12 protein-coding genes and 1 riboswitch are annotated in these 13019 nt (G+C 36.2%); of the genes, 4 read left to right on the plus strand and 8 right to left on the minus strand.

Features of this window, described 5'->3' with window-relative positions; all coding sequences use genetic code 11:
• Positions 1–40: 40 nt before the first annotated feature.
• Complete coding sequence (locus tag ACIQ4I_RS14600) at positions 41–1222, plus strand: DUF418 domain-containing protein (RefSeq protein ID WP_403097165.1); 1182 nt, start codon at positions 41–43, stop codon at positions 1220–1222.
• Between the two features lie 66 nt (positions 1223–1288).
• Here ACIQ4I_RS14600 and ACIQ4I_RS14605 read toward each other — a convergent pair whose 3' ends face one another.
• A complete protein-coding gene (locus ACIQ4I_RS14605) occupies positions 1289–2896 on the minus strand; it encodes a long-chain fatty acid--CoA ligase (protein ID WP_403097167.1) in 1608 nt (535 codons plus the stop codon).
• A 289-nt stretch (positions 2897–3185) separates the two neighbouring features.
• Here ACIQ4I_RS14605 and ACIQ4I_RS14610 point away from each other — a divergent pair, with 289 nt between their 5' ends.
• The gene (locus ACIQ4I_RS14610) at positions 3186–3512 is read left to right on the plus strand and encodes a YflT domain-containing protein (RefSeq protein WP_403097170.1); all 327 of its coding nucleotides are present in this window, start codon (positions 3186–3188) and stop codon (positions 3510–3512) included.
• A gap of 131 nt (positions 3513–3643) precedes the next feature.
• Here the strand turns inward: ACIQ4I_RS14610 and ACIQ4I_RS14615 are convergent, their stop codons facing one another.
• Positions 3644–4591, minus strand: a complete 948-nt coding sequence (locus tag ACIQ4I_RS14615) for an L-threonine 3-dehydrogenase (RefSeq protein WP_403097172.1) — start codon at positions 4589–4591, stop codon at positions 3644–3646.
• A gap of 244 nt (positions 4592–4835) precedes the next feature.
• Between ACIQ4I_RS14615 and ACIQ4I_RS14620 the strand changes: the two genes are divergently transcribed.
• Positions 4836–5471 carry a hypothetical protein gene (locus ACIQ4I_RS14620; RefSeq protein WP_403097175.1) on the plus strand — a complete coding sequence of 212 codons (636 nt, stop codon included), beginning with the start codon at positions 4836–4838 and terminating at the stop codon, positions 5469–5471.
• 121 nt (positions 5472–5592) lie between these two features.
• Here ACIQ4I_RS14620 and ACIQ4I_RS14625 read toward each other — a convergent pair whose 3' ends face one another.
• From ACIQ4I_RS14625 to ACIQ4I_RS14650, 6 genes are all read right to left on the minus strand, one after another.
• The gene (locus ACIQ4I_RS14625) at positions 5593–6432 is read right to left on the minus strand and encodes a MetQ/NlpA family ABC transporter substrate-binding protein (protein ID WP_403097178.1); all 840 of its coding nucleotides are present in this window, start codon (positions 6430–6432) and stop codon (positions 5593–5595) included.
• Between the two features lie 15 nt (positions 6433–6447).
• Positions 6448–7140, minus strand: coding sequence for a methionine ABC transporter permease (locus tag ACIQ4I_RS14630; RefSeq protein WP_403097181.1), 693 nt, complete (start codon positions 7138–7140; stop codon positions 6448–6450).
• Positions 7130–8143, minus strand: a complete 1014-nt coding sequence (locus ACIQ4I_RS14635) for a methionine ABC transporter ATP-binding protein (RefSeq protein WP_403097183.1) — start codon at positions 8141–8143, stop codon at positions 7130–7132. The genes ACIQ4I_RS14630 and ACIQ4I_RS14635 overlap by 11 nt, the downstream gene beginning before the upstream one ends.
• Positions 8144–8270: 127 nt before the next feature.
• A riboswitch (SAM riboswitch) is annotated at positions 8271–8370 on the minus strand.
• A 109-nt stretch (positions 8371–8479) separates the two neighbouring features.
• Entirely contained in the window at positions 8480–8815 is a 336-nt protein-coding gene (locus tag ACIQ4I_RS14640) for a YolD-like family protein (RefSeq protein ID WP_403097186.1), read from the minus strand.
• Positions 8816–9103: 288 nt separating this feature from the next.
• Positions 9104–10360 (minus strand): Y-family DNA polymerase, encoded by a 1257-nt coding sequence (locus ACIQ4I_RS14645; RefSeq protein WP_403097427.1) that lies wholly within the window; start codon positions 10358–10360, stop codon positions 9104–9106.
• Positions 10361–10733: 373 nt separating this feature from the next.
• Complete coding sequence (locus tag ACIQ4I_RS14650; RefSeq protein WP_403097189.1) at positions 10734–11522, minus strand: carbon-nitrogen family hydrolase; 789 nt, start codon at positions 11520–11522, stop codon at positions 10734–10736.
• 161 nt (positions 11523–11683) lie between these two features.
• Here ACIQ4I_RS14650 and ACIQ4I_RS14655 point away from each other — a divergent pair, with 161 nt between their 5' ends.
• Complete coding sequence (locus ACIQ4I_RS14655; RefSeq protein ID WP_403097192.1) at positions 11684–12877, plus strand: pyridoxal phosphate-dependent aminotransferase; 1194 nt, start codon at positions 11684–11686, stop codon at positions 12875–12877.
• Positions 12878–13019: the final 142 nt, after the last annotated feature.

The raw sequence follows: 13019 nt of genomic DNA on the forward strand, positions 1-13019 counted from the left end.
CTTTATCTGATAATAAATGAAACGTTAAAGGAGTTACGCTATGCAAACAGCAAGGATTCATTTAATTGATAGTTTAAGAGGTTTTAGTTTACTTGGAATTCTTCTAGCTAATATGCTTATATTTCAATATGGAATCTTCGGGAAAGATGAAATTAATCATTTCGATTTATCCAATTTCGATTACGGTTCCTATAAATTTATACAAATATTTATAGAAGAAACTTTTCTTCCTATTTTTACATTTCTTTTCGGTTTTTCTCTCATAAAATTAGTAGAATCTTTACATAATCGCGGTTATCATTCCAGATGGTTTTTAGTTCGTCGATTTCTTATGCTTTTGACAATGGGGTTATTACATTCTGCTTTTCTTTGGGAAGGAGATATTTTAACTTTCTATGGTCTATTTGGATTTCTCTTATTGTTCTTCATAAAGAGAAAACCAAAAACATTAATTATTTGGGCGATCATCTCTTTCGTATTAACAATACCATTTGGTTATGGCCAATTAGAAGAAACAAATTTGGATACGCAACTAACAAGTGACTATATTGAAAAATCTAAACTTATTTATGGTGATGGATCTTATAGCCAAATTTATGATTTTCGTAATAATGAGGAAGATCCCTTATCTGGTATGCTTGATGAAAATCCCGTTATTATATTCTTCATCTTGATGATTACGCCTATTTTATCTGCCCCCCTATTTCTACTTGGAATGGCGGCTGCTAAACTTAATCTATTTTCTGATCCCCATAAGCTTCTCGCAACTTACAAAAAATGGGTTTTGTTAATACCCGTTGGGGTTGCATTGAAGGCTTGGGGACATTTAATGGAAAATAGTAATTGGTCAGGTATAGGATTAATCATTGGTGGTCCGATTCTTGCGCTTGGCTATATCGCTGCTTTTTCCCATCTATATACGAAACATTCTTCTCATTTCCTTTTCCGAGGATTCGAGAGTATTGGTAAATTATCTTTAACAAATTACATTATGCAAACCATTATTTGTACAACTTTATTTTATGGCTATGGTTTCGGCTGGTTTGAGAACTTTGGTACATTCAATAGCATTATTCTTGGAATAATAATTATTGCTATCCAAGGCTATATCAGTACACTCTATTTAAAAAAGTTCAAACGTGGTCCTTTAGAGATTATCCTTCGAATAGTAACAAACTTCTCTTGGAATGGTAAAGTACGTATAAGATCAGAAAAGGTTTAGAAATAAAAAGCAGTCGTCAAAGCTCCGTAGTCCTACTGAGTCAGGCGACTGCTTTATTTAAACAAATTATAATTTTTGTTCCTTTATATCTTCGCGAAGTTTTGCCTTCAAGAATTTACCGACAGACGTCTTTGGAATTTCTTTAAGGAATACAACATCGTCTGGCACCCACCATTTTGCAAATTGACCTTCCAAATAAGTAAGTAATTCTTCTTTCGTGGCTCTGCTTCCTTCTTTCAAAACAACACAAGCGAGTGGTCTTTCTTGCCATTTTTCATCTGGCACTGCAATAACCGCTGCTTCGAACACACCTTCATGTGTCATTAATGCATTTTCTAAATCAACAGAAGAGATCCATTCTCCACCACTTTTAATCAAGTCTTTAACTCGGTCAGTTATTTTAATATAGCCCTCTGGCGTCATCACAGCAATATCGCCTGTATATAGCCATCCATCTTTAAATGCTTCTGCCGTTCTTTCATCTTTATAATATTCATCTGCAATCCATGGTCCTTTGATTGTTAACTCTCCCATTGTTTTGCCATCCCAAGGAACTTCCCCATTTTCATTCACAATTCTTGTTTCAACTAAGGATACTGTTAAACCTTGTGTTGCACGAATATCCAGCTTTTTCTCTTTTGGCCATTGCTCCATTTCAGAAGTATAGGTTGATAAACTCACAACTGGTGTTGTTTCTGTCATTCCATAACCAACGATAAAAGGAACTTTATATTTTTCTTCAAAAGCTTGAATTAAACCTTTCGGTGATGCAGATCCGCCACAAATAATTGCACGCAATGAAGAAAGATCTCTTTGTTTTTCTTCTTGTTCTTTTAAAGCTCCTAGCCAAATGGTTGGTACACCTGCTGTCAATGTTACTTTTTCCTGTTCAATTAAATCGAGTAACAATGCAGGTGTAAACATTGGTCCCGGTAACACTTGCGTTGCCCCAAAATTAACTGCTGCAAAAGGCATTCCCCATGCATTGACATGGAACATTGGCACAACAGGCATTGCTACATCATTTTCACGAAGCCCAAGCGAATCTGCTAACCCAAGCGCTATACTATGAAGCACTAAACTTCGATGAGTATAAACAACTCCTTTTGGGAATCCTGTAGTTGCACTTGTATAGCACATCCCAGCTGGCATATTCTCATCTAAATCTTCTGGGAACTCGTAATCCTCTCCTGCCTCCGCTAGTAATTGCTCATATGAATAAACATTTTCTAATTCTGTTTCAGGTAGTTCTAGACCATCCTGCATTACAACAATATGTTTAACAGATTTCAACAATGGAATCGCTTTCTCAACTAATGGGAATAAATCTCCATCAATCAATAGAATTTCATCTTCTGCATGATTGATAATATAAATAATATGTTCAGGTGATAGTCGAATATTGATCATATGCAAGACAGCTCCTGCACAAGGAACAGCAAAATAGGCCTCTAGATGTCGATGATGATTCCATGCAAAAGATCCTACTTTTGTTCCTCGCTTCATACCAAGTTTCGTTAAAGCTGCGGCTAACTTTCTAGTACGTTTCCCGAACTCTTTGTAAGTTATACGATGGATCGTATTCTCAGCCGTTCTTGAAATAATTAATTTCTTTGGAAAATAACGCTCTGCCCTCTTTATAAAATCTGTTAATACTAATGGTGTTTGCATCATACTTAACCAACCCCCTTTGTTTGTATAAGTACTACTTCAAAGCATTTAGGCTACCTACTGTAATACAAAACTTTGCTCAGTAGTGACTTCTTCATCAACATTGGTTATTCATCGAATCAAATATTGCTATAAAAGGTTCTATCAACCTAATTATTATTTATGATTTTTCGTTCAAAATTATGAATGATTACTATAAAAAGGTATTACTTTTTACACAAAGAAAGATGAACGTTTAATCTTTTTATTTTTGGGAATACCATAAGTAGAGTCCAAATAGGAGGAGATTGAAATGATTAACAATATTCCCGTGGAAAATGCATTACAAGCAAGAGATCAAATTGCAAAATTAGAGTCACAAGGTTACAACCGAGATAATATTTATATTTTCGCTCATTTCCAAGAAAGAGAAGATGATATTACAGATGCATTAGATACAGCTGAAGTTAATATGAAAGATCAAGGATTTTTTAATACGATGAAAAATTATGTAGTTTCTCGTGGTGATGAACTCCGTAGTCAAATGCAAGCTATTGGCTTAAGTAAAGAAGAAGCAGCTGCTGCAGAGAAGGAATTAGACAAAGGAAAGCTTATTATAATTGCTAAAGGTTTACAATAAATAGATTTATTCCCTCTTAACAAAAAATAAGAGCACTCTGTAAGCCTTTAAATTAGGCTTATAGAGCGCTCTTTTTGATTGTACAATCTAGTATCCATGTGTTGGTGGCTATTACTGATTGAATTTTCGCTTTATGCTGAATGACTAATTTTTTTTTCCAACTTTTTTAACATATCGATTGTCATAGCATCTAAATCGTATTTTGCTTTAAATCCCCATTCTTCTTTTGCGGCACTTGCATCAATTGAATCTGGCCAGCTGTCTGCAATAGCTTGGCGAACTGGATCTACATCATAATCCATTTGGAAGTCTGGCATTTGTTTTCGAATAGTCGCTGCAATTTCTTCAGGTTCAAAGCTCATTGCTGTTACGTTGAATGCATTGCGATGGATTAATTTTTCTGGGTTTGCTTCCATTAAATCAACAATTGCTTGCAAGGCATCTGGCATATACATCATATCCATATATGAACCTTTCGCAATATAAGATGTATATTTCCCTTCCTGTACAGCTTTATAATAAATATCCACTGCATAGTCTGTCGTACCACCACCTGGAGGTGTAACGTTTGAGATTAAGCCGGGGAAACGAACGCCGCGTGTATCTAATCCAAAGCGGGTATGGTAGTAATCACATAATAATTCACCAGCTACTTTGTTCACACCGTACATCGTTGTTGGGCGTTGTAATGTGTCTTGTGGTGTATTGTGTTTTGGAGTTGATGGCCCAAATGCACCGATAGAACTTGGAGTAAAGAATTGCAAGCCTAATTCACGAGAGACTTCTAATGCATTGACAAGACCACCCATGTTTAAATTCCAAGCAAATAGTGGTTTTGCTTCAGCAGTTGCTGATAACAATGCTGCCATATGCATCATTGTATCTGCACCAAAGTCTTTAGCAATATCGTGCATACGCTGTGCATCCATGACATCAAGTACTTCAAAAGGTCCTGCTTGCATTGAAACTTCTCTTATATCTGTTGCTAATACATTTTCTTTGCCATATTCATCGCGCAGTTTCGCTACTAACTCTGAACCGATTTGACCGCACGCACCAGTAATCATGATTTTCTTCATTTTATTTCCTCCTCTAGTCAGTTACATATGTGTTTTTGGAGTGTACATATTTTATATAAATACAATTGTATTTATGGAAAGTACATTTATTAACCTATTTTCAACGTTTCACCAACGTTTTCCGTTAGATAGATTATATAATGTATTTTTTAAAAACACAATATTTGTTTCCTATCAATGTACATATGCCGAAAAAGACTTTTCTGAAAATTTTGTTTATAATAGGCAAAAAGGAGTGAAATTGATGCAGTTATGGAAATTAACGCTTATATATTTATTCGCAATTATTGCTTGCACTTTTTTATTGCTGATGGATGTTCCTAAATGGCAAATTTTCATCTTACTTTTTCTTTATGTTTTTTTATTCACCATGTATCCTCACTTCAACGCATTATTATGGACCAATAATCTAAAAAAAGTAGAACGTTTCCTTGAGGTAAATAAACACAAAGCTCTATATGCCTATCCATATGCCATCGCCAATCAATCCAAAGCCGAGCAAAAAGCGGCTCTACACAAAATTATCATTACCTATAAGCAACCTTATGTAAAACATAACTACGCAGCCCTACTCGCTATTCTTGAGAATAATTATGACCAAGCTTTATCTGAAGCAAAGCAAATTGCAAAAGAACCTTTCCATAGTTACATGATCGCTCACAGCGAAGCGTACTTAGGAAATTTTGAACAAGCAGAAGCTCTACTGCCTAAGCTAACGCAAAAATGGATGTCATCTTCGATTGAAAGTTTGATCTCATTTAAAAGGCAGGATGAGGAAAATTTCAAACACTACTCCACAAAAGCCATTAAACAAGCGCGAGGTATTCAAAAATACTTACTCACCCATAGTTTTCAGGAGATGGAGGCAAAACTGAAGTAGAGATATTTCAATATTTGTGTATACAAAAAGGGCCACTCCAGTTTGAGGTGGTCCTTTATATTTGTAGAAAAAAGCTTGTTGCTAATACTTTTATAATAACTAAATTGTATTCCCCTGAAATTTATTTATTTTTCATCCAGTCAGGCTTGCCGAATCCTTTGAAGTCTGAGTCGATTGTTTTTTCAAATTCAGCAGATTTTACTACTTCGATTATATCTTTAGACAATTGAGATTTTTCATCTGCTTCACGTACTGCTACGACATTACGGAATTGATCTGGCATGTTTTCAAGGAATACAGCATCTTGTAAATTCATACCTGCTGCTAATGCGAAGTTACCTGGTACCCCGACAAGATCTGCACTTTCAACAGCACGTGGCAAACCAGCTGCTTCAATTTCTTGGAATTTTAAGTTTTTAGGGTTTTCTCTAATGTCTTTTGTTGAAGCTTTTAATTGATCGATTTTATCGTTAATTTTAATTAGCCCTTGCTCTTGTAAAGACTTCAATGTACGCGCTTCATTTGATGGGTCATTTGCGATTGCTACTGTTGAACCATTTTTGATATCATCTACTGTTTTGTATTTTTTAGAGAAGAAGCCCATTGGTGCAGTTGGTACGATGATTAATGGTTTTAATTTTGTACCGTTTTCTTTGTTGAAGTTTTCTAGATACACTGAGTGTTGAAATAAGTTTGCATCAATAGCACCTGAATCTAACGCTTTGTTTGGTTGAATATAGTCACTAAATTCTACTACTTCAACTTTATAACCTTTTTTCTCAAGTCCAGGAACGATTGCTTTTTTCAACATATCACTGTATGGACCCGCTGTTGCACCAATTTTAATATTTTTTGTTTCTGTAGCCTTATCTGTGTCCTTTTTTGCTTTATCTCCACCACCACATGCAGCTAAAGTTGTTGCTAATACTAAAGTTAATAATCCGAGTAAAATTTTCTTCATTGTAAAACCTCCTATTTATCTTTTATCTACTGCTTTTGCTATTGCATCGCCCGCTAATTGAATGATTTGGACGATCACAATTAAAATAACGACTGTTGCAATCATGATCGTGTTGTCATATCGGTAATAACCAAAACGGATTGCTAAGTCACCGATACCACCTCCGCCGATAATTCCAGCCATCGCTGAGTATGCTACTAAACTAATAATCGTCATTGTAATTCCTTGAATGACTCCTGATTTTGCTTCAGGAAGTAATACGTCTTTAATAATCATCCAGCGTGTTGCTCCAACAGCAATGGACGCTTCGATGACGCCTTTATCAATTTCACGAAGAGATGTTTCAACAAGTCTCGCGAAAAATGGTATCGCTGCAACAGATAGAGAAACACTTGCTGCGATTGGACCAATCGTATCGCCAACAATTATCTTTGTAAGTGGGAATAGTGCTACTAAAAGGATGATGTATGGAATCGAACGAATGAGGTTGACGATAAAACCAACAACTATATTAACGAACCGATTACCCAGTAACCCTGGCTTGCTGGTAGAAAATAATCCTTTACTTGTAATGAATAATAATAATCCGAGTGGCAAACCAATGATTAATGCAATCGCTAAAGAAATTCCCACCATTTGAAGTGTTTGACCAAACGCTTTCCAAATATCTGGTAACATTTCAGCAAAATGACTTGGATCAAATAACATAGTCTAACACCTCCACTGTTACTCCTCGACTTTCCATATAGGAAATCGAACGGTTTATATCTTCTACTCGTCCGTTCAGCTCCATGAGGAAAATGCCAAGCGGTCTTTCTTGAATATATTCGATTGTGCCATGAAGGAAGTTCCCTTGTACCTCGAATTGCTGAAGCATATCTGAAATAACGCCCTCACCTGCTACATCACCCTTGAACAAGATCTTTACAACCTGCCCTTTGACGTTTTGTATAATCACCTGTGGAATGTCAAATGATACAACACTGCTAATGAATTCTTGTGTTAATGGCTTTTCTGGATTTGCGAAGATGTCATAAACAGAGCCTTCTTCAATCACTTTACCGTCCTGCATAATGGCCATACGATCACAAATTTCTTTCACAACATCCATTTCATGCGTTATAAGAATAATCGTAATGCCCAGCTCACGATTAATTTTCTTCAATAATCGTAAAATGGATGTTGTTGTCGTTGGATCAAGTGCTGATGTGGCCTCATCACAAAGTAATACTGAAGGGTTATTTGCTAGCGCTCTTGCGATACCTACACGTTGCTTTTGCCCTCCACTTAGCTGCGCTGGAAATACATCTTTTTTATCTGCCAACCCCACCATATTAAGTAATTCTTCAACTCGTTTATTTCGTTCTTCCTTCGGTGTTTTCGCAGCTTTCAATGCAAATTCAATATTTTCTCCAACTGTTTTTTGGCTAATTAAATAAAAATGCTGGAAGATCATACCGATTTTCAAACGTGCTTGGCGAAGCTGTTCGCCTTTTAACTTTGTTAAATCTTGTCCATCAATTAATATCCGACCATCCGTTGGTTGTTCCAATAAATTAATACAGCGTAATAAGGAACTTTTTCCTGCCCCAGAGTAACCAACAATACCAAATATCTCTCCATCTCCAATTGTCAAAGAAACATGATCTACACCGGTTACCGTTTTCCTTTTTACTTTGTAAACTTTCGATACATTTTGTATTTCCAGCATATACATCCCTCTATTCCTCGTTAAATTACTATTGCAAAAAAATTCAATTATTCCTATCGACAAACTATGTATTTTTACTAAAAAAGATACATCTCTCAACTGAAAGATGTATCTTATAATCGACGTTCATTTATCTTTCAGAATTAAATTCTGTAGGAATTAGCACCTTCCCTAACGGGGGTTGCTGGACTTCACAGGGCCTATCCCTCAGTCGCTCTTGATAAATTCCATTTATTAAGTTGTAAGTTTATGATAATCATATTATTTCCTTTTACGTCATTTGTCAATGAATTTTTAGAAAAAATCAACTATTTTAAAATATCTTTATTTTTCATTTTATGCAAGAACCTTTATATGGAGAATGACTTCTACATCAATCCAATTATTTGTACGTTGTGTGGTGTCGTATAAACAAAGCTTTTTTTCTTCGCCTTTGAGTTCCGTAATGACACCTCTATTTTGAGTACTTGCTCGCTGATGCCAAACTTCTAGTAATACTTCTTTCTTGCCGTAATAAGCTTGCATTAGTTCTTCTTCTAATGCTTGCAATGTCCATTCATCAAATGCAGGTTTTGCAATCTGCTGTGTCTCCTGTTGCCAAATTCTTAGCCTTTGCACATGTTCTGGTAGCATCATCGCAGTCCACTTTATATTCCCTCGATCACGTATCAAGCTGATATCTCCTTTACAAATTCATTTGGTCTGCATAATTTTATGCTAAGGCTTTGTTTAACAATACTGTTGATATTTCATCAGTTTTGCTTTCATCGTGGACGCTTTCCGTTCTAGTAAGATTCATTAAATAATCAACAATATCCTATAACAGAGCCTATGCTAAAGATCTTTCCCCTGTTTTCAGTTATCCACAGCTGAGTTATCCACACTAACTTCCCTTTTTGCATATTACATTCACTTAGATGCATAATCCGTTTGTTTTCCAGATGCATAAATATACAGTTTCTATTTTTTATGTCCGCCGAGTAATTTGGAGCGCTTAATCGCCGTGCCTGCGTCTGTATAAGATACAGCCCGTAATACTGCTGAAGAACCATAGTTAGTGCGAAGCTGGTCCATCGTGGCACCAAGTTTACGACGCCTCCAACGAGTTGCATCAAAAAAGCTGAGCTGCATGGAATTTTCTGATTCTAGTTTTGTAATACTGATACTAATTTGCCGTACAGGACGTTCATTGTATTGTTCATTTAATATTTGTTGGCAAACACGATAAATGACCATTGTATCGTTGGTTGCTTCATCAATTGTGCGCGAACGTTGGAAACCTCCTCCAAAGGCATTTTTGCTATAAGAAATTCCCAGTGTAATGGTACGTCCTACTTTATAAGCTTCCCGTGCTCTTCTTGCCACATCCTCACACATTTCAAGAAGAACCGCTAACACTTCCTTTTTGGTGTTGTAATCTCGCATCAATATTTGACTTTTTCCATAACTAATTTGACCTTCTATCAGTGGTGCTTCACCTACTTTTGATAAATCGACGCCCCGAGCATGATAGTATAGCTGATTGCCCATAATACCGAAATGCTTTTCGAGTGTTGCTAAATCAGCATGAGCTAAATCACCAACAGAGAAAATCCCCATATTATTAAGCGTTCGTTCTGTTCGATGTCCAATTCCCCACATCTTCGATAAAGGTGTAACTGGCCACAGTTTTTTTTCCACGTCTTCATAATCCCATTTGGCAAAGCCTGTTTTTTTCGCATCTAAATCGAGTGCAAGTTTTGCTAACAGCATATTCGGTCCCATGCCAACTGTACTTGTAATTTCAAATTGTCGATAAAGTTCATCTTGAATTTGGTGTGCTGTTTCTACTGGATCTCCCCACAGTTTTTCGGTACCAGTAAGGTCGACAAAACTTTCGTCAATGCTATATACATGAATAGCTTCCTTCGGTACATAACTATTCAATAGCTTGGTAATTTCAACCGACATACGAACAAAATATTCCATCTTCGGTTCAAATAAATGAATATCTGGATGCTTCGGTATTTCATATAGTCGTGTTCCTGTTTTCACTTGAAATCGTTGCTTCATAATTGGAGAAGCAGCTAGAACAATACTCCCTTTTTGCTGAAAGTTTCCTACAACTGCAATCGCCTCTTTTTCAACATCTAAATGAGCCCACGATGCCATACAGCTAGCATAAAAACATCGCATATCTACACACATAACCGACCTTCTCGGCAGATTTTCATACAGCACAGCACACCTCCATAAGGAACATTTGTTCTTATTTTAAAATGAGATAAGTGAGATGACAAGTAGGAAGTCGTACTTTACCAATAAACGACAATGTTTTTGTTATAAGTATCCTGTGAAGTAATTTTTTATATGACCTATGTTATATATATGTTGCTTTGAGAAGGTTTTTAGAATGGCTTTATTGCTATGATGGAGATTTTTATAGGGGCTATCTACGTTTTTAGGAAATCAATCCACGAAATTTTAAATTGTATCTACGTCCTGTGAAATTGACGTCTCCAATTTAGGAATCTTTATCTTCTTTCTTGATGTGACTTCATTAAAAATAAAAACCCACTCTACTAAGATATAGTAAAATGGGTCAATGAATTTATTTCAAAATATCCTTATACAATTCTGGACGTCGATCATCATACACTGGAATCTTCTTACGTACCTCATCCACTTTCGAGAAATCAACATCGACTATGGAAAGTTCTTCATCTTCGTTACCTGTCCACAGTACTTCGCCCCATGGTTCAATCACCATTGATTGACCATTAAAGTTTTCTACTTTATTGCTAATACGGTTAATTGCAACTATGAAGCATTGATTCTCAATGGCACGTGCCTGCAATAATACTTTCCAGTGATCGATTCTCGGGGTTGGCCATTGGGCCGATACAAATATAACTTTCGCGCCGTTTAACGCATGAAGACGAAGCCATTCTGGGAAACGAATATCATAACAAATCACTCCAGCAGCTTGCAAATCTCCCAATTCAAAATTATTTTGCCCCTCACCCGCAGATAGATGTAAGTGTTCATCCATTAAGCGGAATAAATGTGCTTTGTCATACTCGCCAACTATTTCGCCATGGAGATTCACTGTATACATTGTATTGAAGAATCCGTCTACTTTTTTCGTTGCTACTGAACCACCTACAATATGAATATGTAGCTCTGAAGCTAATGCTTGAAGGAATTTCTTCGTTCTCTCACCATTCACATCTGCTAATTCCTCTAATTTTTCTAATGCATAGCCCGTATTCCACATTTCAGGTAAAATAACGAGCTCTGCTCCTTTACTAGCCGCTTCTCGAATAAACGCTTCTGCCCTTGTAAAATTTTTTTCAACATCTCCAAAAGCTACGTTTAATTGAATACATCCTATCTTCATTTTTGCACCACCTATAGACATTTTCTTAAAAAGGTTATACTATTTTCACTAAATCATTTTTAAATTCAGAAAATTCATTTTCTTCTATTCTAGCGATATCTAATTCAAATGTATAGTACATGGACTTAGCACTTTTAATTATCAATTGGAGGGAAATATTTATGGAGTTATCAACAAAACTAAAAAATTTACCGAAACAATTCTTTGCACACCTCGTTAAACAAGTAAGTGACGCCGTTGCAGAAGGAAGAGATGTAATTAATCTAGGACAAGGAAATCCAGATCAGCCTACACCAGCACATATCGTAAAAGCAATGCAAGAAGCAACCGCCAATCCGCAACTGCATAAATATTCACCTTTCCGCGGATTACCTGAACTAAAGGAAGCTGTCGCTCACTTTTATAAACGAGAGTACGATGTGGACATTGACCCTGAAACAGAAGTATCCATTCTTTTCGGTGCAAAAGCTGGTCTCGTTGAATTACCTCTTGCTCTATTAAACCATGGAGATACAATGCTACTCCCAGACCCTGGCTACCCTGATTATTTATCGGGTGTGACATTAGCAGATGTCCAATTTGAAACAATGCCACTTTTAGCAGAAAATGATTTCCTTCCAGACTACAAAAAGCTTTCTGAAGATATAAAAAAATGTGCAAAATTAATGTATTTAAACTATCCCAATAACCCAACAGGCGGTATTGCTACAAAAGAGTTCTACCAAGAAACAGTCAAACTGGCAAAAGAAAACGATATAGCAATTCTACAAGATTTTGCTTACGGTGCAATTGGTTTTGAAGGTAAAAAGCCAGTTAGCTTCCTCCAAACTGAAGGGGCAAAAGAAGTCGGCATTGAGGTTTACACATTATCTAAAACTTATAATATGGCAGGATGGCGAGTAGGTTTTGCAGTTGGTAATGCACAGATAATTGAAGCTTTAAACCTTATACAAGATCATCTCTTTGTCAGCCTATTTCCAGCCTTGCAATTAGCAGCGGTTGAAGCTTTAATCGGAGATCAAACTTGTGTTACAGAGCAAGTAGCCCTATACGAAAATCGACGAAACGTACTTATAAAAGCGTGCAACGAAGCTGGTTGGTCTGTAACAGCACCAATGGGTTCCTTCTTTGCATGGCTTCCTGTTCCTGAAGGTTATACAAGTCAACAATTTGCAGATTTACTATTAGAAAAAGCGGATGTGGCTGTCGCTGCAGGTAATGGCTTTGGAGAATATGGTGAAGGTTATATACGAGTAGGATTATTAGTGGATGAACAGCGACTAACTGAAGCCGTAAAGCGCATTGAAAAACTAAATCTATTTAAAAAAACTACTGAACTAGCAAAACATTCATAAGGAATAAGAAATTAACGATTATTAAAAATTCATAATACACATAATGGCTATAAGCAAAAATAAAAGTTGTGGATAACATAAATCCTTATCCACAACTTTTTATTCTGAAGTAAACTCAATTTATCTTAAACAGATTTCAATG

It is taken from the genome of Rummeliibacillus sp. NPDC094406 (assembly GCF_044763875.1).
Lineage (GTDB): Bacteria > Bacillota > Bacilli > Bacillales_A > Planococcaceae > Rummeliibacillus.

Coding starts and splice junctions, on each gene's coding strand:
- ACIQ4I_RS14620 (WP_403097175.1), top strand. CDS start 4,836: ATGCAGTTATGGAAATTAACGCTTATATATTTATTCGCAATTATTGCT.
- ACIQ4I_RS14635 (WP_403097183.1), bottom strand. CDS start 8,143: ATGCTGGAAATACAAAATGTATCGAAAGTTTACAAAGTAAAAAGGAAA.
- ACIQ4I_RS14625 (WP_403097178.1), bottom strand. CDS start 6,432: ATGAAGAAAATTTTACTCGGATTATTAACTTTAGTATTAGCAACAACT.
- ACIQ4I_RS14615 (WP_403097172.1), bottom strand. CDS start 4,591: ATGAAGAAAATCATGATTACTGGTGCGTGCGGTCAAATCGGTTCAGAG.
- ACIQ4I_RS14605 (WP_403097167.1), bottom strand. CDS start 2,896: ATGATGCAAACACCATTAGTATTAACAGATTTTATAAAGAGGGCAGAG.
- ACIQ4I_RS14655 (WP_403097192.1), top strand. CDS start 11,684: ATGGAGTTATCAACAAAACTAAAAAATTTACCGAAACAATTCTTTGCA.
- ACIQ4I_RS14610 (WP_403097170.1), top strand. CDS start 3,186: ATGATTAACAATATTCCCGTGGAAAATGCATTACAAGCAAGAGATCAA.
- ACIQ4I_RS14650 (WP_403097189.1), bottom strand. CDS start 11,522: ATGAAGATAGGATGTATTCAATTAAACGTAGCTTTTGGAGATGTTGAA.
- ACIQ4I_RS14630 (WP_403097181.1), bottom strand. CDS start 7,140: ATGTTATTTGATCCAAGTCATTTTGCTGAAATGTTACCAGATATTTGG.
- ACIQ4I_RS14600 (WP_403097165.1), top strand. CDS start 41: ATGCAAACAGCAAGGATTCATTTAATTGATAGTTTAAGAGGTTTTAGT.